The organism is Nitrobacter sp. (assembly GCF_047149785.1).
In the GTDB taxonomy this organism is placed as follows: Bacteria; Pseudomonadota; Alphaproteobacteria; order Rhizobiales; family Xanthobacteraceae; genus Nitrobacter.
The window spans coordinates 791464-815710 of sequence record NZ_BAAGBE010000001.1 but is presented as its reverse complement, the minus strand read 5'-3'; the positions used below and the strand labels follow the sequence as shown (position 1 = coordinate 815710).

24 protein-coding genes and 1 riboswitch are annotated in these 24247 nt (G+C 64.0%); of the genes, 10 read left to right on the top strand and 14 right to left on the bottom strand.

Annotated features, from left to right (window positions below; all coding sequences use genetic code 11):
- Positions 1–5: 5 nt before the first annotated feature.
- The 10 genes from ACMDCM_RS03725 to ACMDCM_RS03680 all read right to left on the bottom strand — a co-directional run bounded on the left by ACMDCM_RS03725 (position 6) and on the right by ACMDCM_RS03680 (position 8498).
- Positions 6–779, bottom strand: coding sequence for an HlyD family secretion protein (locus tag ACMDCM_RS03725; RefSeq protein ID WP_412772312.1), 774 nt, complete (start codon positions 777–779; stop codon positions 6–8).
- Positions 776–1495 carry a TetR/AcrR family transcriptional regulator gene (locus ACMDCM_RS03720; protein ID WP_412772311.1) on the bottom strand — a complete coding sequence of 240 codons (720 nt, stop codon included), beginning with the start codon at positions 1493–1495 and terminating at the stop codon, positions 776–778. The genes ACMDCM_RS03725 and ACMDCM_RS03720 overlap by 4 nt, the downstream gene beginning before the upstream one ends.
- A gap of 200 nt (positions 1496–1695) precedes the next feature.
- Positions 1696–3300 (bottom strand): NTP transferase domain-containing protein, encoded by a 1605-nt coding sequence (locus ACMDCM_RS03715; RefSeq protein ID WP_412772310.1) that lies wholly within the window; start codon positions 3298–3300, stop codon positions 1696–1698.
- A complete protein-coding gene (locus ACMDCM_RS03710; protein ID WP_412772309.1) occupies positions 3297–3989 on the bottom strand; it encodes an XdhC family protein in 693 nt (230 codons plus the stop codon). Before ACMDCM_RS03710 ends, ACMDCM_RS03715 begins: the two co-directional genes overlap by 4 nt.
- 7 nt (positions 3990–3996) lie before the next feature.
- Positions 3997–4320, bottom strand: a complete 324-nt coding sequence (locus ACMDCM_RS03705) for an XdhC family protein (protein ID WP_412772308.1) — start codon at positions 4318–4320, stop codon at positions 3997–3999.
- Positions 4321–4335: 15 nt separating this feature from the next.
- Positions 4336–5538: a vWA domain-containing protein gene (locus ACMDCM_RS03700; RefSeq protein WP_412772307.1), complete on the bottom strand. Its 1203-nt coding sequence runs from the start codon at positions 5536–5538 to the stop codon at positions 4336–4338.
- A gap of 106 nt (positions 5539–5644) precedes the next feature.
- A complete protein-coding gene (locus ACMDCM_RS03695; protein ID WP_412774656.1) occupies positions 5645–6553 on the bottom strand; it encodes an AAA family ATPase in 909 nt (302 codons plus the stop codon).
- Positions 6554–6581: 28 nt separating this feature from the next.
- Positions 6582–7388, bottom strand: a complete 807-nt coding sequence (locus tag ACMDCM_RS03690) for an FAD binding domain-containing protein (protein ID WP_412772306.1) — start codon at positions 7386–7388, stop codon at positions 6582–6584.
- A 44-nt stretch (positions 7389–7432) separates the two neighbouring features.
- Entirely contained in the window at positions 7433–7918 is a 486-nt protein-coding gene (locus tag ACMDCM_RS03685) for a (2Fe-2S)-binding protein (protein WP_412772305.1), read from the bottom strand.
- Between the two features lie 127 nt (positions 7919–8045).
- The gene (locus ACMDCM_RS03680) at positions 8046–8498 is read right to left on the bottom strand and encodes an SRPBCC family protein (RefSeq protein ID WP_412772304.1); all 453 of its coding nucleotides are present in this window, start codon (positions 8496–8498) and stop codon (positions 8046–8048) included.
- A 219-nt stretch (positions 8499–8717) separates the two neighbouring features.
- Here ACMDCM_RS03680 and pcaD point away from each other — a divergent pair, with 219 nt between their 5' ends.
- A complete protein-coding gene (gene pcaD, locus ACMDCM_RS03675) occupies positions 8718–9500 on the top strand; it encodes a 3-oxoadipate enol-lactonase (RefSeq protein WP_412772303.1) in 783 nt (260 codons plus the stop codon).
- 69 nt (positions 9501–9569) lie between these two features.
- On the opposite strand, the gene ACMDCM_RS03670 is transcribed toward pcaD, so the two are convergent.
- The gene (locus tag ACMDCM_RS03670) at positions 9570–10100 is read right to left on the bottom strand and encodes a hypothetical protein (protein ID WP_412772302.1); all 531 of its coding nucleotides are present in this window, start codon (positions 10098–10100) and stop codon (positions 9570–9572) included.
- Positions 10101–10468: 368 nt separating this feature from the next.
- On the opposite strand from ACMDCM_RS03670, the gene ACMDCM_RS03665 reads away from it, so the two are divergent.
- From ACMDCM_RS03665 to ACMDCM_RS03645, 5 genes are all read left to right on the top strand, one after another.
- The gene (locus ACMDCM_RS03665; RefSeq protein ID WP_412772301.1) at positions 10469–11383 is read left to right on the top strand and encodes an ABC transporter permease subunit; all 915 of its coding nucleotides are present in this window, start codon (positions 10469–10471) and stop codon (positions 11381–11383) included.
- Positions 11384–11422: 39 nt separating this feature from the next.
- The gene (gene livM / locus ACMDCM_RS03660; RefSeq protein ID WP_412772300.1) at positions 11423–12781 is read left to right on the top strand and encodes a high-affinity branched-chain amino acid ABC transporter permease LivM; all 1359 of its coding nucleotides are present in this window, start codon (positions 11423–11425) and stop codon (positions 12779–12781) included.
- Entirely contained in the window at positions 12778–13614 is an 837-nt protein-coding gene (locus tag ACMDCM_RS03655) for an ABC transporter ATP-binding protein (protein WP_412772299.1), read from the top strand. The genes livM and ACMDCM_RS03655 overlap by 4 nt, the downstream gene beginning before the upstream one ends.
- A 142-nt stretch (positions 13615–13756) precedes the next feature.
- Entirely contained in the window at positions 13757–14491 is a 735-nt protein-coding gene (locus ACMDCM_RS03650) for an ABC transporter ATP-binding protein (protein ID WP_412772298.1), read from the top strand.
- Positions 14492–14786: 295 nt separating this feature from the next.
- Positions 14787–15908, top strand: a complete 1122-nt coding sequence (locus ACMDCM_RS03645; protein WP_412772297.1) for a branched-chain amino acid ABC transporter substrate-binding protein — start codon at positions 14787–14789, stop codon at positions 15906–15908.
- Positions 15909–16087: 179 nt separating this feature from the next.
- Here the strand turns inward: ACMDCM_RS03645 and ACMDCM_RS03640 are convergent, their stop codons facing one another.
- On the bottom strand, positions 16088–16822 hold the full coding sequence (locus tag ACMDCM_RS03640; RefSeq protein WP_412772296.1) for a cytochrome c biogenesis CcdA family protein: 735 nt from the start codon (positions 16820–16822) through the stop codon (positions 16088–16090).
- A 158-nt stretch (positions 16823–16980) separates the two neighbouring features.
- On the opposite strand from ACMDCM_RS03640, the gene ACMDCM_RS03635 reads away from it, so the two are divergent.
- Together ACMDCM_RS03635 and ACMDCM_RS03630 are read left to right on the top strand one after the other, a co-directional pair.
- A complete protein-coding gene (locus ACMDCM_RS03635; RefSeq protein WP_412772295.1) occupies positions 16981–17979 on the top strand; it encodes a P1 family peptidase in 999 nt (332 codons plus the stop codon).
- A 223-nt stretch (positions 17980–18202) separates the two neighbouring features.
- The gene (locus tag ACMDCM_RS03630; RefSeq protein WP_412772294.1) at positions 18203–18457 is read left to right on the top strand and encodes a hypothetical protein; all 255 of its coding nucleotides are present in this window, start codon (positions 18203–18205) and stop codon (positions 18455–18457) included.
- Positions 18458–18498: 41 nt separating this feature from the next.
- Here the strand turns inward: ACMDCM_RS03630 and ACMDCM_RS03625 are convergent, their stop codons facing one another.
- Together ACMDCM_RS03625 and ACMDCM_RS03620 are read right to left on the bottom strand one after the other, a co-directional pair.
- Positions 18499–19653, bottom strand: a complete 1155-nt coding sequence (locus ACMDCM_RS03625; protein ID WP_412772293.1) for an outer membrane beta-barrel protein — start codon at positions 19651–19653, stop codon at positions 18499–18501.
- Between the two features lie 263 nt (positions 19654–19916).
- Positions 19917–20696 (bottom strand): EF-hand domain-containing protein, encoded by a 780-nt coding sequence (locus tag ACMDCM_RS03620; protein ID WP_412772292.1) that lies wholly within the window; start codon positions 20694–20696, stop codon positions 19917–19919.
- 262 nt (positions 20697–20958) lie between these two features.
- Here ACMDCM_RS03620 and rpe point away from each other — a divergent pair, with 262 nt between their 5' ends.
- The gene (gene rpe / locus ACMDCM_RS03615; RefSeq protein ID WP_412772291.1) at positions 20959–21660 is read left to right on the top strand and encodes a ribulose-phosphate 3-epimerase; all 702 of its coding nucleotides are present in this window, start codon (positions 20959–20961) and stop codon (positions 21658–21660) included.
- Positions 21661–21805: 145 nt separating this feature from the next.
- A riboswitch (cobalamin riboswitch) is annotated at positions 21806–22001 on the top strand.
- Between the two features lie 109 nt (positions 22002–22110).
- Positions 22111–24198 carry a TonB-dependent receptor plug domain-containing protein gene (locus ACMDCM_RS03610; protein ID WP_412772290.1) on the top strand — a complete coding sequence of 696 codons (2088 nt, stop codon included), beginning with the start codon at positions 22111–22113 and terminating at the stop codon, positions 24196–24198.
- Positions 24199–24247: the final 49 nt, after the last annotated feature.

Below are 24247 nucleotides of genomic sequence, written 5' to 3'. Positions count from 1 at the left end.
GGCCCTCACTGCGTCGCGGCGTCGGGTTGAACTGTGATTGGCTGTCCGACGCGGAGATTGTCCGGCCTGTTGGGCCTCGCCTGGATCAAGAACACCAATTTATTGCGTTCCTCGAGGCTGTAGATCACCGGCGGCGTATACTCGGCCTGGGTGGCGATGAAATAGATCTTTGCCGTCAGGCCGGGCGCACAGTTGTCACAAGTAATGCGCACCTCCTGCCCGACCCTGAGTTTCGGCAAATCAGCCTCCGGCACAAAGAACCGGATTTTCATATTGCCCGGCGGCATGATCGACAGCACCGGCCGTTGCGCCGGCACCATCTCGCCTTCACGAAAATAGATCTGCTGGATGGTCCCCGCGACCGGCGCGAAACCCTTGCGGCGCGACAGCCGCGTTTCCGAGGTGTTGACCCGCGCTTCGGCGACACGCAACGCGGAAATGGCGGAATCCAATGTCGCCTGCGTCCCCGCCCCGGTTTTCCTCAGCGAGGCCGCGCGGTCATAAGTCTGATGCGCATTCGCCAGCGTCGCCTTGTTCTGATTGAGATCGGCCTGCTGCAAGTCATCGTCGACCGAATAGAGCTGCGTGCCGACCTCGACAGCATCGCCCTCGCGCACATTCAGTTTGGTGACACGGCCGCTCTCGTCGGGACTGACAAAAATCATGTCGGCCTCGACCCAGCCCTGATAACCCGGCGACGACTTCGGACCGCAGCCGGCAACGAGAACCGTCAGCGCCAACGCGGCGCCGACTCGCACGATGACGCGCAGCGGGATCATGAAACCCTCCGTTCGCCAAAAATCAGGTCGAGATGGATCCTCAGCATCGCCACGGCGTCGAGAGGCGCATGCCGGCCGAACAGGCCCTGCCACATCACGGCGACCAAGGCGGGCGCGACGACGATCTGGGGGAAGTCGGCAAGGCGCGCATCGCGGATTTCTCCGCGCGCGATACCACCCTCGATCAGCTTGCGCATGCCTTCGAGGCCGCGCGAAACGACTTCACGAAAGTAGAAATCGGCGAGCGACGGAAAGCGCGCGCCTTCCGCCATGATCAAGCGGACGATATCGCCGCGCCTGGTTTCGGCAACGTCGCGCACAAAAGCCTCGGCGAAACGCTCGAGAATCTCGCGTATCGATCCGCCGGCGGCCGGCAGGGCCGTCAGGTTTACGATCAGCGGCACGAGCGCCGTTCTCACCAGTTCCTGGAACAGCGCCTCCTTGTCCTTGAAGTGCAGGTAGATCGTGCCTTTGGCCACTCCGGCCCGCCTCGCCACGTCGTCCAAACGGGTGGCGGCAAAACCACGCGCGGTGAATTCATCGAGGCCCGCCGCGATAATCGCCGCGCGGCGTTGCGCCGCGCGGGCTGCGCGGTTCGATGGCCGGGCGGTTCTTCCGGTCTGCGTGGACGTCACGCCAACCTTGTTTGCGGCCGGTCGAGTATTGCCGGATTTCGCAGTTGCGATCTTTCGCGGTTTCGATTTTACAGCTCTCATGAAATGAATATGACTGACTAGTCAGTCATATTCAAGACGAGATCCCATACGGGCGGTCAATCCGTCGTGATGACAATTATCTTATTGTATTAACATGTTAATTTCGGGCGTGACCTTGCAGCGTCATGCCTGAACATCTCGTCCGGTCCGGCGGAGATCGTAGACTTGGCACGGCACGGACCGCTTCTGGGGAGGCGCGATCAACCGCGCCGCATCGCGGCCAGCGCTTGAGGCGTGTCGATGTCGAGGAAGGCTCCATGGTCATCAACCGCAACCTCCGCGACGACCTCGCCATGACGCGCGATCAGATTGCGCGCGCCGACATCGCCTTCGAGCGACATCAGTTCTCCGAAGAAACGCCGCGACCACAGCACGGGATTGCCGCGGCTGCCATCGCTGACGGGGACCGCGATCAGCATGCCGCGATCCGGGGCAAAGGCCGCGACCAGCCGATCAAGGAGACGCGCATCGATCAGCGGCATGTCGCCGAGGCAGATCAAGGCGCCCCCCGCCTCTTTCGGAACCACGCCGATGCCGGCCTTGAGCGAACTGGCCAACCCCGTGGGGAAATCCGGATTGTACACGAACGTGACGTTCAGCCCGCGCAGCGCGCGCTCGACCTCAGCGGCCTGATAGCCGGTGACGACGGTCACGGTTGATACTTTCGACGCCAACACCTGTTCAGCCACGACGCGAACCAGCGGCTTGCCGTTCAGTTCCGCCAGAAGCTTGTTGGAGCCGCCCATGCGGGTCGAACGCCCGGCCGCGAGGATCACCGCCGCGATATCGTTGTTGCTGTCGGTCGCCGGCGAAATACGCGGTTGCGGCCGCGTCACGATTTCCATCAGCAGGCCGCCGACTCCCATCCCCGTCAGGTCGCGGCGGGCGACCTTCAATCCGGCGAGCAGGCGCATCAGCACCCAATCGAAGCCGTTCTCAACGGGAGAGCGCGCGCAACCCGGCGCGCCCAGCACCGGCACGCCGCGCGCCTTTCCGATCAAAAGCAGGTTGCCGGGATCGACCGGCATGCCGAAATGCTCGACCACGCCGCCGGCAGCGGTAAGAGCCGCGGGGATGACATCGCGGCGGTCGGCGATCGCGGATGCGCCGAACACGATCACCAGTTCGGCGCCGAGATCGAGCATCTCCTTGATCGCAGCCGACAGCACAGTCTGGTCGTGCGGCACCCGCCGCTCGGCAATCATCGTCGCGCCGGCGGGCGCAAGACGATCGGCGGTCACGCGCAGGGTCTTGTCGATCACCTTCGGCGCCAGGCCGGGAAGGATGGTGGAAACGACGCCGACGCGCTTGATCCGGTAAGGCGCGACGCGCAAAACCTCGCGGCGCGCCGCCGCAACCGCCGCATCGCGCAGCCCCGCTTCGACGCCGAACGGGATCAGCTTGACGGTGGCGATCATCTCGCCCTCGACCACCGGCTTGTAGGCCGGGAGCGTCGCGAACGTGATGGCTTCATCGATATTATTGATGCGGTTGACTGCCGCGCGATCGACCACCAGCACGCCGGCCCGCGCCGCGAACAGGTTGGCGCGGCCGGTGAAGGCACGCTCGACCGTGACGCCAGCGCCGGCGACAGCCTTTGCGACGTCCGCCGCCGCCACGTCCTCGGACACATCACCATCCTCGAGACGAACGACGACGACCTCCTTCACGCCCGCCCTGTTCAGCGCTTCGACCTCCACAGGTCCTATGGTGGTGCCCTTCTTGAGCACGAACGCACCCTGCCGGAGCGTATGCACGGTGACGCCGCCGATTGCGTCGTCCGGGGAAGCGGGACCAAATTTCATGCCGCACTCGCTTTCGGCAGCCGTAGCTGCGCTGTGATTTCCGCCATGATGGCTACGGCGATCTCGGAGGGCGAAACGGCGCCGATCTCCAGCCCGATCGGCGCATGGATGCGTGCGATGTCGGCGTCGGAAGCGCCCTGCGCCTTCAGGCGGTCGGCGCGCCGGGCGTGGGTTTTCCAAGACCCCAGCGCACCGATGTAGAAACAATCGCGTTCGAGCGCGTGCAGCAACGCCGGATCGTCGATTTTGGGGTCGTGGGTCACCGCGACGAAGGCGGTATAGTGGTCGATATGGAGCGGCGGCAGCGCAACGTCGGGCCACTCGGCAACCAGCGGCACGTCCGGAAACCGCTCCGGGCTTGCAAATGCCGTGCGCGGATCGACCACCGTGACGTCATAGCCGAGCGACCGCGCGAGAGGCGCCAGCGCCTGGCTGATGTGGACCGCCCCGACGATCACGAGCTTCGCCGTCGGCGCGTAGACATTCAGGAACAGCTTTCGGCCGCCGACTTCGACCGTGCCGCTCTTGCCCATGCGCAGGTGTCTGTCCAGCTCCGCATGCAGTGGATCGCCGGCGAGATCGGCCGCCTTGACGATACGCTGCTCGCCGTCAGCTATATCGGTCACCACGATCACCGGCCGCCGCGCGGCCCGCTCCCTGTTGATCTCTGCGAGCGTGGCGAGTTTCATGTCACGGTCAGCCGACTTTCTCGACGAACACACGAATGGTGCCGCCGCAGGACAGTCCGACCTTCCAGGCCGCGTCGTCAGCCACGCCGAACTCCAGCATCCGGGGCGTGCCGCTGGAGATCACGTCCAGCGCCTCGGTCACCACGGCGCCTTCGACGCAGCCGCCGGAGACCGAGCCGAGAAACGTGCCGTCGTCGTTGACGACGAGGCTCGAACCGGCGGGACGCGGGGCCGAGCCCCACGTTTCGACCACCGTCGCGAGCGCGACGCCGTGACCGGCTTTCCGCCAGTCCTCGGCCGCCTTCAGAATATCCTCGTCGCGATCGAGCATGGCGGATGACTCTAATCAGGCTGCGGGGCGGAGGAGATCGCGGCGATTCGAGACCGGCGCCATGGTCAGCGCGGCCATCAGCCCCTTGATAGACGACAAATTATGCACCGGACGAAATTCGTCAACGTGCGGCAGCATCAATTTAATTCCTTGCGCCTTCGGTTCAAAGCCCTCATAGCGCAATAGAGGGTTGAGCCAGATCAGCCGGCGGCAGGAGCGGTGCAGCCGGTCCATCTCGAACGCCAGTCTTGAGTCGGCCTCACGCTCCAGCCCGTCGGTGATCAACAGCACGATCGCGCCCTGCGCCAGCACGCGCCGGCCCCACAGCTTGTTGAAATTATGCAGCGAGGTCGCGATCCGCGTTCCGCCGGCCCAGTCCTCGACCGCGGACGAGCAGGCGGCCAGCGCCTCGTCCGGGTCGCGCGTCCGCAGCGCGCGGGTCACGTTGGTCAGCCGCGTCCCGAACAGAAAGACCGAGACGCGCTTGCGCGCATCGGTGATGGCATGGAGAAAATGCAGGAACAGCCGGGTATATTCGCTCATGGAGCCCGATATATCCAGGAGCGCCACGATCGGAGCCGGCTTGTCGACGAGGCCCAGGCGATAGATATCGACGATATCGCCACCGGTGCGCAGGCTGCCGCGCAGCGTCCGGCGCAGGTCGAGCCGCAGCCCGCGGTGATCGGGCCGGGTGCGCCGGGTGCGAAGCTCGGCCTGCGGCAACCTCATCTTCGCGATGACCTGCGCGACTTCGGCGATCTCGGCCGCGCTCATCTGGGCAAAGTCTTTTTTCTGCAGCACCTCGCGGTCAGAGACGGAAAGCTGAATATTCTGCTCGTGTTGCAGCGCATCGTCCTCGCCGGCGACCGCCGGCTGCGCCAGCGCCTCGTGAACGCGCCGCGCGGCCGGCGGCGGTTTCCTGGCCTGGTCCGGAAGCGAGACCGAATCCAGCATGCTTTTCCATTCCTCCGCGGCTCGAAAGAACAGATCGAAGACCCGCGCAAAGATCAGCGCATGATCGTGGCGCGTCACGAAAATAGATTCAAGCGTGGCGAAGACGTCGGCGCGGTTGCCGATATCGATCAGGCGTAAGGCATTCAGCGCGTCGATCGCGGCGCCCGGCCCGACCGGAAGGCCTGCGGCGCGCAACGTGCGCGCAAAGCCGACGACGTTGTCCGCGATCTGTCCGGTTGGCGGATCGAGATGATTGACAGCCATACCCTGTACCCTGGTTGTCATTCCGGGGCGCGCGACTTAGCGCGAACCCGGAATCCAGCCACGCATTTCGACTCCCGGGCGCGAGAAGCGTGAATCCGGAATGACCCTATTCGCTGCTCGCTTCCTTCAACACCTTCTGCAAGGCGTCGCCCTGCATCCGGCCGATATCGTCCTGGTATTTCAGAAGTGCGCCGATGGTGTCGCCGACGACCTGCGGCGTCAGCGAACGCGCGTCGAGTTCGGTCAGCGCCGTCGCCCAGTCGACGGTCTCGGCGACGCCCGGGTTCTTGTAGAAGTCCCGACCGCGCAGCGCCTGCACAAAGCTGACCACCTGCTGCGACAATTTCGCGGAAATGCCGGGCACCCGCGATTTGACGATCGCAAGCTCCCGCTCGGCGGAGGGATAATCGATCCAGTGATAGAGGCATCGCCGCTTCAACGCATCGTGAATCTCGCGGGTCCGGTTGGAGGTCACGATGACGATCGGCGGTGCTGACGCCTTGACGGTGCCGAGTTCCGGGATCGTTACCTGAAAGTCGCTGAGAATTTCCAGCAGATAGGCTTCGAAAGCCTCGTCGGCACGATCGAGTTCGTCGATCAGGAGCACCGGCGCGCCGGCGACATCCGACTCCAGCGCCTGAAGCAACGGCCGTTTGATCAGATATCGCTCGGCGAAGATGTCGCGGGACAACTGCTCGCGATCGGTGTCGCCGGCTGCTTCCGCGAGCCGGATCGCGATCATTTGCGCGGCGCTGTTCCACTCGTAGACGGCGGAGGCGACATCGAGCCCCTCGTAGCATTGCAGCCGGATCAGCCTGCGCCCCAACGCGGCCGACAGCACTTTCGCGATCTCGGTCTTGCCGACGCCGGCTTCGCCTTCCAAAAACAGCGGCCGTCCCATGCGCAGCGATAGAAACACCACCGTCGCCAATGAACGCTCGGCGAGATAGCCGTGCTGCGTCAGCAGGTCGAGCGTCGCATCGACAGAAGTGGGTAGCGCCTGTGTCGTATTCATGATGAAGCCTGAATGAAAATCCGCAATGCTACGTCCTGCCATTCGCGGTATCCACCGCACGGCGCGCAAGCACCCCGATCAGATGCGCGCGATAGTCCGCGCTGCCGTGCAGGTCGCTGTTGAGGCCCGTGGCCGGCGCCAGCAAGCCCTCGAGCGACTTCGACTTGAAGCTTTTCTTCAGAGCCTCCTCGAATGCCGTCACGCGGAATACGCCCTCCTCGCCGGCACCGGTGACGGCGACGCGCACATCCGACGGACGCCTGGCGACGAACACGCCGACCAGCGCGTAGCGCGAGGCCTGATTGCGGAACTTCTGATAGGCCGCCTTCTTCGGCAGCGGAAACATCACCCGCGTGATGATCTCGTCGCTCTCCAGCGCGGTGGCGAACATGCCCTGGAAGAACTCATACGATTTCAGGCGGCGCTTGTTGGTGACGATGGTGGCCCCGAGCGCCAGGCAGGCCGCCGGATAATCGGCGGTGGGATCGTTATTGGCGAGCGAGCCGCCGATGGTCCCCTTGTGGCGCACCGCCGGATCGCCGATCAGCGCGGCGAGTTCGGCCAGCGCCGGGATCGCCTCGCCCACGACCGGCGAATTGGCGACATCGGCATGTTTCGCAGTCGCGCCGATCACCAGCGCGCGCCCGCTCATCTCGATGCCGTCGAGACCTTCGATGTGCGTGAGATCGATCAGATGCGCGGGGCTCGCCAGCCGCTGCTTCATGACCGGCAGCAGCGTATGGCCGCCGGCGATAAGCATGGCGTCTTCGTTCCTGACCAGCAGGTTGGCGGCCTGCCGCACTGTCGCCGGTCGATGATATTTGAATTCGTACATGGCTCAGGTTCCCGGAATCGTCGCGCGACGTCGTGACCTCGGCCTCATGCAGGATCCGATTTCGCCATCGCCCTGGCTCCGGCCGCGATGGAATCGACGATGTTCTGATAGCCCGTGCAGCGGCAGAGGTTGCCCTCCAGTTCATCGCGAATGGTCTGATCGTCGAGTTCGTGGCCCTTGCGGCGAACCATATCGATCGCGGTCATGATCATGCCCGGAGTGCAGAAGCCGCATTGCAAACCATGGTGCTCGCGAAAGGCTTCCTGCATCGGATGCAGCGGCGCGCCGTCGGCCGCGAGGCCCTCGATGGTCGTGACCTCGTGCCCGTCCGCCATCACCGCCAGCATGGTGCACGACTTCACGGCCTTGCCGTCGAGATGCACGATACAGGCGCCGCATTGCGAGGTGTCGCATCCGACATGGGTGCCGGTCAGGCGCAGGTTTTCGCGCAGGAACTGTACCAGCAACGTGCGGGGATCGATATTGGCGGTCGTCGGTTTGCCGTTCACGATCAGCGAAATCTTGGCCATCGGCGCTCTCTTTGGATCCGGTGCCGCACATCCGAACGGTCGTTCGCAAGGCCGCGCATGATATGGGCCATCCCGGTAATGAGCAACCTCGCGGACCGGCCGCGGCACGGCCATGACAGCGCGAATTTCAGGGCTGCTCCTGAATAGCTTTGGCGAAGTTCGCGAAAAATTCGTCGGCAAGCTTCTTGGCCGTACCGCCGATCAGCCGTTGGCCCAGTTGCGCCAGCTTGCCGCCGGTCTGTGCTTCCACATCGTACTTGAGCAGCGTGCCGCCATCCTGATCGATCAACACCACCGTCGCATCGCCCCTAGCGAAACCGGCGACGCCGCCCTCCCCTTCGCCCGAGATCCTGTATCCGTTCGGCGGGTCGAGATCGCTGAGCGTCACCTTGCCCTTGAAGCGGGCGGATACCGGGCCGATCTTCATCCTGGCGACGGCCTGGAATTCGTTCGCATCGGTCCTGGTCAATTCCTCGCAACCCGGGATGCACGCCTTCAAAACCTCGGGATCGTTGAGCCTGGCCCAGACCGCTTCGCGGGACGCCGGAAGCTGGACTTCGCCGTTCATCGTCATCGCCATGCGTTGCCTCTCGATCGTCCGCCTCCGCTCGACGGCGGTGATCCTTTCAGGTAGGCGACGGCGCGCGCAAAAGAAAGACCCGGCGGCCGCAGGCGCGGTGCGCTTTGCCTTGGGCTTGACCCGGCAATCCGTCATCTTCTGAAATGTATTTGTGAAGATCGATGGATACGCGGGTCGAGCCCGCGTATGACGTCTGAACGTCTGGACGGAGAATACCCGATGCCCATGATCGATGCCGACGGCTGCCTGTTGAATGTCTCCGTCGAGGGACGCGACGGCGGCCCGACCCTGATGCTGTCGCACGCGCTCGGCTGCACGATGCAGATGTGGGAGCCGCAGATCGCGCCGTTATCGAAACTGTTCCGCGTCGTTCGTTATGACCGGCGCGGCCACGGCAAGTCCGGCGTGCCGCCCGGTCCCTATTCGATGGAGCGGTTCGGCCGCGACGTGCTGGCGATTCTGGACGGTCTCAACATCGCCAAGACCCACTGGTGCGGATTGTCGATGGGCAGCATGGTCGGGCAATGGCTCGGAGCCAACGCGCCGGAGCGTTTCGAGCGCATCGTACTCGCCAATACCGGTTGCTATTATCCCGATCCGGCCAACTGGCACGCCCGCATCCAGGCAGTCAGGGACGGCGGCCTCAAAGCAATCGCCGACGCCGTGATCGGCGGCTGGCTGACCGCGGATTTTCGCGAGCGCGAGCCGCACGCCGCGGCGAAACTGAAAGCCATGCTGAACGCTTCGCCGCCGGAAGGCTACATCGCCTGCTGCGAAGCACTGAGCACGCTGGACCAGCGCGCGCTGCTGCCGCGCATCAAAAGCCCCACGCTCGTCATCGCCGGGCGGCACGACAAGTCGACGCCCGTCGCTGGCGCGGAATATATCCGCAGCCAGATTCCCGGCGCCAGCATGACCATCCTCGACGCCGCGCACATCTCCAATGTCGAACAATCGCACGCCTTCACGGAGGCCGTGGCCGGCTTCCTCATGCAGCGGTAACCGTGTCCCCGGGCGGGCGATGCGGCGTTCTCCCGCCGCTTCGCAGAACCGGGACCGCAACGCGATCCCTCAGGAACCGGGATTGCCGAAAGGATAGATGTCCGGCTGCGGGGGCCATTGCCGCACCGGCGGCGGATCGCGCTGGAACGGTGGCTCGACCGCCATCAAAATCGCGCCGCCGAGCAGCAGCAGCAGTTCAGTCGCGTGCAGGCGCAACGCGGCCATCTCGCCCACCCGTGACGCCATCACCATGCTGGCGAACGTGATGAGGCTGCCGATGCCGAGCGCCAACGCAAGCGCCTCGTCGCAGCCACCGGACTTCCGGACCGAGGCGCGCGTCGTCATCACCAGGAACACCCCGAAGAACGCGACGACCGTCACCCTGCCGAGCGCGAGCAACCAGGCAAAGCGAACTGTGTTCAACGCCTCGACATGAAGGTGGTCGCTCACGAAAAGCGCCACCGCAACGTTGGGAAGATCATAAAGGCCGTGCACCGGCGAAACCATGATCTTGTACGCCACGATGGTCCATGCCGGAATGAAATAGAGCGCCAGCAATGCGCCATTGACCGTGCTGATCCGCCAGGAATTCGTCGCCATGCCGCCATCCGCTGTTGGTATGGCCGCTATCGTCGGGAGCCCGGCGCGGCCTTGACGGCGAGGTAACGCTCCTAAACTCCGACGGGCAATTTAAACCCTTTATTTACCTTAATCAGCGCGGCGGCCCTGTGGACAACATGACGGCCGCGCACGGGAAACCTCGCCTCCGCTGCGGAAACCCCAGACCTCGGGAACTCCGGTTTGGAGGAGGCTGGCCGACCCCGTTTTACGGGGCCATCCTGCCCGCCTGCGGTTGCCGGCCCTCGTTGCCACTGTTAGACATTGATTCAAGACGCGGCGGTCCGGCTGCCGGACCCCACTACCGCGTCTGATAGGACCGCGTCCGGGGACGCAGATTACGGCAGCGCATGGATTATTTCGCCCAGCAACTGATCAACGGCCTCGTGCTCGGCTCGATCTACGGCCTGATCGCGATCGGCTACACGATGGTCTACGGCATCGTCGGCATGATCAATTTCGCTCACGGCGACATCTTCATGATCGGCGGCTTCATCGCGCTCATCACTTTCCTGATCCTGGTATCGATGGGTCTCTCCGCCGTGCCCCTGATCCTGCTCGTCGTGCTGCTGGTCTCGATGGCGGTCACCGCGGTTTACGGCTGGGTCGTCGAGCGCATCGCCTACAGGCCGCTGCGGCACTCGTTCCGGCTTGCGCCGCTGCTGTCGGCGATCGGCATGTCGTTCGTGCTGTCGAACTTTTCACAGGTGACGCAGGGCGCGCAGGTCAAGCCGATCCCGCCGATCATCACCGGCGGCCATACCCTGCACGATTCCGGCAACTTCGCGGTGCAACTGTCCAACATCCAGATCGTGGTGGTGGTCACCACCATCGTGCTGCTCGCGATCTTCAGCTACGTGGTGTCGCGCACCCGCTTCGGCCGCGACATGCGCGCCTGCGAGCAGGACCAGACCATGGCGGCGCTGCTCGGCGTCGACGTCGACCGCACCATCTCGATGACCTTCGTGATCGGAGCGGCGCTCGCCGCCGTCGCCGGCATGATGTACCTGCTCTATTATGGCCTCGTCGATTTCTTCATGGGTTTTGTCGCGGGCATCAAGGCTTTCACGGCGGCGGTGCTCGGCGGCATCGGATCGCTGCCAGGCGCGATGCTCGGCGGTCTCGCGATCGGATTGATCGAGACTTTCTGGTCGGCATATTTTTCGGTCGAGTACAAGGACGTCGCCGCCTTCTCGATCCTCATCGTCGTGCTGATCTTCATGCCGACCGGCCTGCTCGGCCGGCCCGAAGTCGAAAAAGTCTGACGGCCCGACGTGGCAGCGTCCGCTTCGAGACAACCGACCGTGGCGCGTGAACCGGCTATCGTCTTCATCCTGAAGAAATCCCTCGTCAGCGCTTTCGTGGCGTTGATCCTCTTCTCGCTGATGATCGGCATCCGGACCCTGCCGAGCGAAAGCGGGCAACTGACCTACACGACGCGCTTCGGCGAACTGGCTTCGACGGTCGCCATCGTCTTTGGCGGCAGCATTGTCCTCGAATTGCTGCGGCGCTGGTGGGGACCCGTGGACGCCGCGCGGATCGTTCCGCCGCCGGTTCAGGCCGGGCTCGGCATTGCACGCCGCATGCTCGGGCCCGCGCTTTTGATCTTCGCGCTGTTGGTGCCGGTGATCTTCTACAATCAACGCTACCTGCTCGATCTCAGCATTCTGGTGCTGACCTATGTCATGCTCGGTTGGGGTCTCAACATCGTCGTCGGCCTCGCCGGCCTGCTCGACCTTGGATACGTCGCATTCTATGCGGTCGGCGCGTACTCCTATGCGGTACTGGCGCAAAGCGGCCTCCCCTTGCCGTATTTCACCAGCACCTATCCGTTTGTCGCAGTCGATTTCCTGCAACTTGGCGCGTGGGCATTCTGGGTGCTGTTGCCGATCTCCGGACTGCTAGCAGCGTGCTGGGGCGTGATGCTCGGTTTTCCGGTGCTGCGGCTGCGCGGCGACTATCTGGCCATCGTCACGCTCGCGTTCGGCGAGATCATCCGTCTCGTCATCATCAACTGGCAGGATCTCACCGGCGGCCCGAACGGCATCGGCAGTATTCCCCGTCCGACATTCTTCGGCATTCCGCTGACGCCGGGCGAGAACGGCTTCGCGGCGCTGATCGGCGTGCCGTTTTCGCCGACGCATCGCCTCGTGTTCCTGTTCTACCTGATCCTCGCGCTTGCGCTGCTCACCAACTGGGTCACCATCCGCCTGCGGCGGCTGCCGATCGGCCGCGCCTGGGAAGCACTGCGCGAGGACGAGGTCGCATGCCGGGCGCTCGGCATCAATATCACCGCGACAAAACTTTCAGCCTTCGCCATCGGCGCGATGTTCGGCGGATTCGCCGGTGCGTTCTTCGCGACCCGCCAGGGCTTCATCAGCCCCGAATCCTTTACCTTCCAGGAATCGGCGCTGGTGCTCGCCATCGTCGTGCTCGGCGGCATGGGCTCGCAGCTCGGCGTGGCGCTTGCCGCGATCGCAATGATCGGCGGGTTCGAATTGTTCCGCGGCCTCGAACAGTTCCGCATGCTGGTGTTCGGCGGCGTCATGGTGCTGCTGATGATTTGGCGGCCGCGCGGCCTGATCGGCCACCGCTCGCCGACCGTTTTTCTCGAGCACAACCGGGCAATCTCGTCCGACATCGTCAAGGAAGGCCAGGGATGATCGGCGCCGACGACATCCTCGCCGTCGAGCACCTGTCGATGCGCTTCGGCGGCATCATCGCCGTCAACGATCTCTCATTCACCGCCAGGCGCAACAAGATCACCGCGCTGATCGGACCGAACGGCGCCGGCAAGACCACGGTCTTCAATTGCATCACCGGATTCTACAAGCCGAGCAGTGGTTCGATACGGCTTATGCACGCCGGCGGTGGGATCATGCGCCTGGAGCGGCTGAACGACTACCGGATTTCCAAGGCGGCGAAAGTCGCCCGCACCTTCCAGAACATCCGCCTGTTTCCGGGGATGACGGCGCTTGAGAACCTGATGGTCGCCCAGCACAACGCGCTGATGCGCGCGTCGGGCTTCACGTTGCTCGGGCTGCTCAGTTTTCCGACCTGGCGGCGGGCGGAGCGCGACGCGATCGAGCGTGCGCGATCGTGGCTGGAAAAGATCGGGCTGCTCGACCGCGCCGATGACGCCGCCGGCAACCTCCCCTATGGCGACCAGCGCCGCCTCGAGATTGCCCGCGCGATGTGCACCGAACCCGCACTGCTCTGCCTGGACGAGCCCGCCGCGGGCCTCAACGGGAGGGAAAGCGCGTCGCTGAACGAACTCTTGCTGTCGATCCGCGACGACCATGGCGCCTCGATCCTGCTGATCGAGCACGACATGTCGGTGGTGATGGAGATCTCGGACCACATCGTGGTGCTGGACTATGGCGTCAAGATCGCCGACGGCGCGCCGCGGGCCATCCGCGACGACCCCAAGGTGATCGCGGCTTATCTCGGCACCGACGAGGACACCGCCGCCGCCGTCATGGAGGGCGACGCATGACGGCCTTCCGCACCGTGTCCCGGGCGCGGCGCGGCGCTTCAGCGCTGCTCCGCGGAACCGGGACCTTCACGAACCTTGCGCGCCGCTGCGGCCCCGGCTCAGCGAAGCAACGCTTCGCCATCCGCGGCGCGGAGACCGTGCGATGAGCCAGCCGCTCCTCGCCATTCGCGGGCTGCGCGCCGCCTACGGCAAGATCGAAGCGCTGAAGGGCGTGGACCTCGTCATCAGGCCGGGCGAGATCGTGACGCTGATCGGCGCCAACGGCGCAGGCAAGTCGACGCTGATGATGACGATTTTCGGCCGGCCCCGCGCCAAGGCCGGCAGCATCGCATTCGACGGTCGCGACATCACCGGCATGGCGACCCACGAGATCGCGCGCATGCGCATCGCGCAGTCGCCCGAGGGCCGACGGATTTTCCCACGCATGAGCGTCGCCGAGAATCTGCAGATGGGCGCCGACGCAACCGACTCGGCGGGAGGCGATCGCGCCGCGAGCCTCGATCGCGTGCTGACGCTGTTTCCGCGCCTGAAGGAGCGAATGAACCAGCGCGGCGGCACGCTGTCCGGCGGCGAGCAGCAGATGCTGGCCATCGGCCGGGCGCTGATGAGCCGTCCGCGACTGCTGCTGCTGGATGAGCCATCCCTCGGCCTCGCGCCCCTGATCGCCCGCCAGATTTTCGATGCGATCCGCAGGCTCAATCGCGAGGACGGCCTGACCGTCCTGGTGGTCGAGCAGAACGCCAACCATGCGCTGCGGCTGGCGCATCGCGGCTATGTCATGGTCAACGGCCTGATCACGCTCAGCGGAACCGGCGCCGAGCTGCTGGCGCAACCTGAAATCCGCGCGGCCTATCTGGAGGGCGGCAGGCAGACCTAGAGACTTTCCGCTTCTGATGGAATCAGAAGCGGGCTCTATGTTTTTATTTTGATGCGTTTCTTGACGCGAACCGGTAGCCACTTCGCTTGAAAACGCTCTAAGGTCGGGTCGGATGGGAATCATGCACGGGCGAATGCGTCGCCGGAGACTGCGGCAGAACCCGGTTCGAATGCGGCGGCCGAGTGTCGCGCAACATCAAATTGCCAATGACTTCGCCGACGATTCAGCCGACAATGAGTTTCACAGCTTGGCACCGCGCCGGACCTTCCGTCAAAGATCACCACGAGGACCACGCATGATATCATTGAAGCTCATCGGCCTGGCCCTGGGGGCATCGCTCGCTCTGTCGACAGCCGCGTTCGCGCAGAACATCACCATCGCAGTGGCCGGCCCGATGACGGGCGCAGAATCCGCATTCGGACGCCAGCTCAAGAACGGCGCCGAGCAGGCGGTGGCCGACCTGAACGAGGCTGGCGGCGTGCTCGGCAAGAAACTCACGCTGTTCATCGGCGACGACGCCTGCGATCCGAAGCAGGCCCGCTCGGTCGCGGAGAAGATCGCGAGCCAGGGCATTCCATTCGTGGCGGGACATTACTGTTCGTCGTCGTCGATTCCTGCCTCGGAGGCTTATGCCGACGGCAACGTGCTGGAGATTACGCCCGCTACGACCAATCCCCTGTTCACCGAGCGCCACCTGTGGAACGTCGCCCGGGTCTGCGGTCGCGACGATCAGCAGGGCCAGGTCTCCGCCGATTACATTCTCAAAAATTACAAGGGCAAGAACGTCGCCATTCTCAACGACAAGACGACCTACGGCAAAGGGCTCGCTGACGAAACCAAGAAGGTCCTCAACAAGGCCGGCTTCCAGGAGAAAATGTTCGAATCCTATAACAAGGGCGACAAGGATTTCAGCGCGATCGTCTCACGCATGAAGCGCGACGATATCGACCTGGTCTTCGTCGGAGGCTATCATCAGGAAGCCGGCTTGATCGTGCGCCAGATGCGCGATCAAGGCATGAAGACCGTCCTGATGGCGGGCGACGCGCTGGCCGACAAGGAATTTGCCTCGATCACCGGCCCGGCCGCCGCGGGCACGTTGTTCACCTTCGGCCCCGATCCGCGCAAGAAGGCGGCGGCCAGGATGATCGTCGACCGGTTCAAGGCCAAGGGCATCGATCCGGAGGGCTACACCCTCTACACCTATGCGGCGATGCAGGTGTGGGCGCAGGCCGCCGCCAAGGCCGGCACGACAGATCCGATGAAGGTCATGAAGGTCCTCAAGGCGGGCGCGTGGGACACTGTGCTCGGCAAGCTGGAATTCGACGCCAAGGGCGACATCAAGACGATCGATTACGTCGTCTACAGATGGGACGACAAGGGCAACTATGCCGAACTCGATCCCGGCAAGGGCACCTGAGGCAAAGTCCCCTCAGCTCCCTATGACGTTTCATGTTTGGCGGTGACACCTCGATTGTCCGTCATTGCCGGGCTTGACCCGGCAATCAAAGTCTTTCGAAGAAGATGGATGCGCGGGTCGGGCCCGCGCGCGGCGCGGGAGTGAGAATTGATGCCGTGCAGCCGAAACCCGCGGTAAGATCACCCGAAATTCTGCAGCGCCGGAAAAGCCTCCAGCAGCCAGATGCTGACGTTGGATATCGTGCCGGTGAGAAACGCGATGCCGGTCAGCACCATCAGCACGCCGATCCCCCGCTCGATGGTGTTGAGATGGCGTTTCATGCGATTGAACAACGAAGCGAACCGTTCGATCATGAACGCCGCCAGCAGGAACGGAATGCCGAGCCCGGCCGAGTACACCGCAAGCAGCCCGGCTCCCTTCACGACCGTAGCCTCCGTCGCCGCGACCGACAGGATCGCCGCAAGGATCGGTCCGATGCACGGCGTCCAGCCGAACGCGAAGGCGAGCCCCATCACATAGGCGCCCCACAGGCCGACCGGCTTCGGCGCGGTGAGCCGTCCTTCGCGCATCAAGAATCCGATCCGCGTCAGTCCCAGGAAGTGCAGGCCCATGACGATGATCACGATGCCGGCGACGATCGACAGTTGCGCCGACCAGGCCCGGATAAGACTGCCGATGAAGCTGGCGCTGGCGCCGAGGGCGACAAAGACCGTGGAAAAACCGAGCACGAACATCAAAGCGGCGAGCATCACGGCGCGCTTCGAGGTCCTGGCGGTCTCGTCGTGAGAGACGTGTTCGATGGTCGCGCCGGTGAGATAGATCAGATAGGGCGGCACCAGCGGCAGGACGCAGGGTGACAGGAAACTGACAAGGCCCGCGACCAGCGCGGCGGGAACGGAAACGTCGTGAATCATGAGGCTACTTGCCCCGCGATGACGTCACGACGCAAGGGTTCTGTTCCCCTCCGCGACATTTTTGATCGAAACGTGATCGGTTGACCCTCGCGCGCTCATGCCGTCATCTGGCGGCGAGCCGGTCCCTAGCACTCCGCGCGCCCGAACGAGGCCGAACCATGAAGAATCTGCTCACCGACATTTCCGGAGTTCGCGTCGGCAACGCCGGCGACACGGCGCTCGCTTCCGGCGTCACGGCGGTGCTTTTCGATTTGCCGGCCGTGGCGGCAATGGACGTGCGCGGCGGCGGACCGGGTACCCGAGATAGCGCCCTGCTCGACCCCGTCAACACGGTGGAGCGGGTCGACGCGCTGGTGCTGTCAGGCGGCTCCGCCTTTGGAGTTGAGGCCGGCGGCGGTGTTCAGGCCTGGCTCGCCGAACAAGGGCGCGGCTTCGCGATCCGCGACGCCGTCGTCCCCATCGTGCCCGGCGCTGTTTGTTTCGATCTCTTGAACGGTGGCGACAAGCGATGGGGCCGTTTCGCACCCTATCGCGATCTCGGCTACGCCGCGGCGGCGGCGGCCGGAGACGATTTCGCGCTCGGCAGCATCGGTGCCGGGCTCGGCGCCACCACCGTCAATCTGAAGGGCGGTCTCGGCTCGGCTTCGACCACGACGCCGGATGGCGTGCGGGTAGCGGCGCTTGCGGTGGTCAACGCCGTCGGCAGCGTCACGGTCGGCGACGGCCCCTGGTTCTGGGCCGCGCCGTTTGAGTCCGGCGGCGAATACGGCGGGCGCGGACTGCCGCCGTCATTCACGCCGGACATGCTGACGATGCGGTTGAAGGGCGGCCCGGCGGCAACCGCAAGCGAAAACACCACGCTCGCCGTTGTCGTCACCGATGCCCTGCTCACCAAACCGCAAGCCAGACGACTCGCGATCATCGCGCAAACCGGTTTCGCGCGCGCGATCTACCCGGTGCACGCGCCGCTCGACGGCGATGTCGTGTTTGCCGCCGCCACCGGAGCGAAGCCGATCGATCCGCTCGTTGGACTGACCGAACTCGGCATGCTCGCAGCAAATACGGTGGCCCGCGCGATCGCACGCGGCGTCTATGAAGCCACCGCGCTGCCGTTTCCCGACGCACTGCCGGCGTGGAAGGATCGGTTCGGACGATAAAAATTTTCGCGCGCGAACGAACATGGATGCCGCCGTCGCGTTCGAAACCGCTCTCCGGTTTCCTGCTTATGTAACGCGGTAATAATTAAAGTATATGTATGTATACATACCTAAATATCCGCGTTATTTAAGGTTAGTTCATGGTATAGCTTGAGACAGCCATCCGACCGGCCGATGCTCTCCCGGTGCGCGCTGTCGCGCATGTCAACAGTGGAGAAGCGTCATGAAGAAGATCCTCGTTCTCGCCGCGGTCGCCAGCGCGCTCATGAGCGCGCCGGCTTTTGCCAAGGGCCAGGGCATCGGCATCGGAGCGAACGTGCTGACCGGCCGCGGCGGCGTGATCGGGCTACTCGACGGACGTGGCGCGCTCGTTGTCCACACCGCCGTCACCACCGGCAAAAGCGGCGTGCTCGGCGCGGTGCTCGGCCGCAGCAACGTGCTGGGCGGACTGCTCGGCGGCGGATGCGGCTGCCATTAAGTTGGAAGAGCGGACGGGTTGACCCCCGTCCGCGCGGCAACTCACACGCCGGCGTGTTTCTTCGGCTCCGGCGGCTTTGCGGAAAATCGTTTGGTGATCGACGACGTGACGACAAGTCCGTTCACGTCATCGCTCGAGATCAGCGATCCCTTCGCATAGGCGACGTCGATGCCGAGCGTCAGGTCGTCGCCGATGTCGCGGCTTGCGCCGATACCGCAGGTCAGCGTCCGCGCCCGGAACGGCGAGTCCAGATAGTCGGACGCCGCATAGCCGACCGAAGCCGCAAGCGTGACTTTCGGCTCCGCGCTCCAGGAGAGCCTCGCGGAGTATGCGGTGTCGATAGTGATCGGCGAAATCGGAAACGTGGTTTCGCCCGCGCGGCGCCATGCGGTCAGATCTAGTCGAAAAGGCGCTGCACGCCAGGTCAAACTGGCATCGAACAGGGTGCGATCGACGTTGGTGAAATCCGGATCGTGCCACCTCCCGTACAGCCGCGAAACCGAGACGAACGCGGTCACGGCGTCGCCTCGATATTTCGCGAACAGAAACGGCTGCACCCTCTCGTTGTCGCGGCGATAGCCGAACACGTCGAACTCCTGCAAATAGCGCCGCACCGACAGGTTCACGGATGCCCCGAGTTCGGACTTGCCGCTGACGACGCTAACGCCGGGAATCAGCGTGCCCCGCAAATACTGCTGCGGATCGGGAAGAAAATCCTGAAAGATCGCGTTTGTCTGGTTCAGGCTCGACCGGCCTCCCTCCGCGGTCGCAAACAGCTTGATCGATCCGTATCGGGCTTCAGCCCTGACCGACTGGATCAGGTCGGTCGAGCGCAGGTTGTAGGTACTGGCATCGGCAATGGTCGATGTGGAATCCAGTTTGAGATCGTCGTCGCCAATCGAGCCGCGCAGGATCACCTTGCCGCCCCGGGAGGGCGTCAACAGCGGCTGGGCGTAGTGCGTCGTATTGGCTTCGGCCGCAACGCCCAGCGTGTAGCCGTCGGCTTTCGTTCCCGCCGCCAATGCCGTGTCGGCGGCGATGAATGCACTGCCGTTGCCTTGCCCGGTCGAAAACCGCGGATTGGAATCGAAGCCGCCGCGCAACCGGAATGACGCGGTGAAGTCGTCTTCAGCGGATGCGTGGGAGCCGATGAGGCCGAGGCAGCCGGCGAGCAGGAATACTTGTGATAGATACATACGCTCCTCGCAATACTTTGCAGAGGAGATGAATACTTGGAGCGTATGGTTATCGGATCGTGAAAATCGACGGCGGCTGCGCACTGACACGGATGCGGCGAACCCAAGGCTACCGCCGGCAATCGCAACGGCCATGGATATTGTCTGAAAATGTCATTCGGGAGCGCGCCGGCGGGCGGCAACTGCCGACCTGAGTTGCGAGCCTCAGATGCGTAACTGCATATCGGGGAATCCGACTTCGGGACTGACGGCTGGGCCGTCAGCTAGACGCTGACCGAGAGCGATTGAGTAGCCGACGCGGAGATCGCCTCGGTTTCGCGCTGGATCGCCTGCTGCATGAGACTATAGGACGACGACGCCGCGCCCGACGTCGACGAGGACGGTGGTGAAGTCAGCGTCACCTGGGTTCCGTCCGCAAGCGTGGTTGTGGTGGTTACCGATCCGTCGCTGTTGGTGATCGAGCTCGATGAGTCGACCGCCGCGAGCAGCGAATCGGGACTAGACCCTCCGCTTGCACCGCTCGATCCGCCCGCGCTGCTGGAGCCATCTGAACTCGCGACATGGTGATGGCCATGACCGTGTCCGTGACCGCCTGCGCCCTTCAGGGCCGATGCCATCTCGTCGAGGCTCACCGAACCGTCGCCATTCGCATCGAGCTTGCCGAACACGTCGTCGGCCTGCGCCAGATTGGTCCCGCCGGCCCCGAGCGCACTCTCGAATTCCGACTTGTCGATCTGGCCGTCGCCGTTGCCGTCGATCTGCGAGAACAGGTCCTGCAACGCACTGGATGCATCGGCGGCCGGCGCGGACGGCGACTGTCCCTGGGCCGCAAGCAGCGCGCTCATGGTGGCCGGGGAGAGGCAGGTTCCAGACCCGGAGCCCGATGAAGCCGTTGGCCCGGTCGGGCTCGCGGCGTCGCTGACCGGATCGAATGACGCCGTTGCAGACTGGCTGATCCCGGTCTCGACCTTCGAAGAGGCCGATGACGTCAGCGATTGAAATGCATCGATTGCCGATGACACGGCCCCCAGGGCGAACAGCATGACCAAACTCCCGATACGTTCCGCGCGCGACGCAATCCCGTCCGGAAATCATTCGAGCAAATGCCGTGCCACCACGGAAACGCTGATAAAATATGGAGTTTCAACACAGCATCCCGGCGAAACCGGGCAGAAGATGCCGCCCGCGGCAGAAGTTGCCGCGCTATTCCGTCGGCCCGAGAAGCGATGCCGCGCATTGCCCCCGGCCGCGGCCCATGTTAGGCGAAGGCCTCTCAAGCCCCGCAGGAATTTTTCGGAAACGTTCATGTCTCAGACTTTTGTGCCGCGTCCTCTCGTCATCGCGCCGTCGATCCTGGCCTCTGACTTCTCGAAGCTTGGCGAAGAGGTCCGCGCCGTCGATCAGGCAGGCGCCGACTGGATCCACCTCGACGTGATGGACGGCCATTTCGTGCCGAACATTTCCTACGGTCCCGATGTCATCAAGGCGATGCGTCCGCATACCAAGAAGATCTTCGATGCCCATCTGATGATCTCGCCTTGCGATCCCTATCTCGAGGCCTTCGCCAAGGCCGGCTGCGACCACATCACGGTTCATGTCGAGGCGGGACCGCATCTGCATCGCTCGCTGCAGGCCATCCGCACGCTCGGCAAGAAAGCCGGGGTCACGCTCAATCCCGCGACGCCGCTCTCCACCATCGAATACGTGCTCGATATGGTCGATCTGGTGCTGGTGATGTCGGTCAATCCCGGTTTCGGCGGCCAGAAGTTCATCTCCTCGGCGGTCGGCAAGATTCGGGATTTGCGTTCGATGATCGCGGGGCGGCCGATCGACATCGAGGTGGACGGCGGGGTCGGACCCGACGTCGCGGGCGAACTCGGCGCCGCCGGCGCCAACGCCTTCGTGGCCGGCTCGGCGGTGTTCAAGGGCGGCACGATGGAATCCTACAAGGCGAACATGGACGCGATCCGCAACGCGGCCGCCGCGGCGCGAGGCGAGCTGGTCTGAGGGAGCGCCGAGACCCTTCGCATCATCCCGGACCGTATACGATCCGGAATTCGCACCTCCGAAGCGTTCGTGCGGCCCGTTCGCAATGGCCAGCGAGAAAGCCGTGGTCCGAACCACGCCATCAATTGACACGGCTTTGACACACTTCTAAATGACCGACGACGGTTCTCCCTCGGGAGATCAAAAGGGAACGTGGTGCGGGATCACCCCAACGCCACGGCTGCCCCCGCAACTGTAAGCGGCGAATCTGCGTCACAGGCCACTGGGAATCTCGGCCCCGGGAAGGCGACGCAAGGTCACGACCCGCGAGCCAGGAGACCTGCCGTCAGCCGTGGTCACACGCGAAGATGTCGGTCGGGGACTGCAGACATCCGCTTCACAGGCGGCCCAGTGCTCCTGTGAAACCTCGTTCGCTGTGACGTGCCACCGACGTCCTGCCGAGGTTTCCTCATGCGCACCGCTTTCGTTTCCGCCCTTTATCGAAGAAGGCTACTTACCTCCACCGTCCTCGCATCCTTCGGCGCGATCGGCCTGAACGCGCCTTCCCTCGCCCAGCAATCCGCCTCTCCCGACCTGCTGCCGCCGATCCAGATCGCGCCGCCGCCGGAGCGGACCACGAATTCGCCGCCACCGTCCCACCGCCCCGGTGCAAGATCGCGCCGCGCAGCCCGCTCCGCCTCACCACAAGCCCCCGCCGGCAACGCTCCCGCTCCGGGCGCATCGGCTTCGGCGGTGGTCAGCCCAACGGGTGTCGTGACGCCCGCGGGCCAGTTGGCAAGCTCCGTGACCGTCGTTACCGAGAAGGATATCCAGACCCAGCAATACCGCACCGTTCCGGACATCCTGAACACGGTCCCCGGCCTGAACGTCGTGCAAGCCGGAGGGCCGGGCGCCCAGGCATCGGTCTTCATGCGCGGCACCAACGCCAACCACACCAAGGTGATCGTCGACGGAATCGACATCGGCGACCCCGCCAGGCCGGACGGCGCATTCGACTACGCGCATCTTCTTGCGGCAGATATTCAGCAGATGGAAATCCTGCGGGGCCCGCAAAGCGGGCTCTACGGCTCCGACGCGATCGGCGGCGTCATCTCCATCATCACCAAGAAGGGAGAGGGTCCGCCGCGCGCCACGGCGTCGGTCGAGGCCGGTTCGTTCAACACCTTCAACCAGACGCTGGGATTGAGCGGCTCCGAACGGAATTTCAACTACGCGGTCAACGTCGCCCATCTCCATGCCGGGGATATTCCCGTCACCCCGCCGGACCTGCTCCCGCCGGGAAGGAAGGCGACCGGAAACAACTACGACAATATGACCTATTCCACGAAGCTCGGCGTCGATCTCAATGACAATCTGTCCGTCAATTCGGTGGTTCGCTATACCGACGCGACGTTGCTGTTCACCGGCGACAGCGGATTTCCGAGCTTCCCCAACGCGACGCAGAGCACGCACGCCGTCCAGCAGCTCTTCAACCGCGAAGAAGCCGTATGGTCGTTGCTCGACGGACGTATCAAAAACTACTTCGGCGTCAATTACACCAACAGCAGAAGCTACGACATAGGCCCCGGGGATCCGATCGCATCGACCGCGACGGGCGAACGCCTCAAGTTCGACTGGCATACCGTGGCCGAGATCGCGCGCGGTCACAATCTTGTCTTCGGCGCCGAACATCAGACCGATCGCATGGACACCACCAGTCTCGCGGCCCGGAACGGCAACAAGGCCGCGTTTATCGAACTGCAATCGGCTTTCGCCGACCGCTTTTTCCTGGTTGCGAATATCCGCGAAGACTCCAACGACCGGTTCGGCGAGCACGCGACCTACCGGATCGCGCCCGCTGTGGTCCTCCCCGTCACGGACACAAAATTGAAGGCAAGCTACGGCACTGGATTCAAGGCGCCCTCGTTGAGCCAGTTGTACCAGGATTACCCGGCTTTCAACTTCTTCGCCAACCCCAACCTGAAACCCGAAGAGAGCAGAGGTTACGATGCAGGTTTCGAACAGCCGCTGTTCAACGATCGCGTGCGGTTCGGCTCGACCTGCTTCCACAACGACATCACCGACCTGATCGGCTACAATGATACGTTCACGTCATTGGTGAACGTGAATGCCGCGACAACCGAAGGCACCGAAACGTTCGTCTCGGCGAAGATCACGGAGCGTTTCGGCATCCGCGGGGATTACACCTTCACCCGCGCCGTCGATGCTGCTACCAGCCTGCAACTCTTGCGCCGGCCGAAGGAAAAGTGGAGCGCGACGGCGACATGGCGTCCCGCCGATCAGTTGACGCTGTCGGCGACGGTGCTCCATGTCAGCAACTGGATCGACGTCACCCGCGACGGCTCGGCTTCCGGAATTACAGCGCCCGGCTATACGCTCGTGAACTTGCGCGGCGACTACGCCGTGAACGACCAGGTCAAGGTCTTCGCACGGGTCGATAACCTCTTTGACGTCCGCTACCAGAACCCGACCGGATTCCTTGCGCCTGGCCTCGGAATTTTCGGCGGCGTCCGGGTGGCAAGTTACGGGGTGCGATAGGCTCTCTAAAGACGACCGGACGTTTCGCCGGAGTTGCACCATTTCTGAA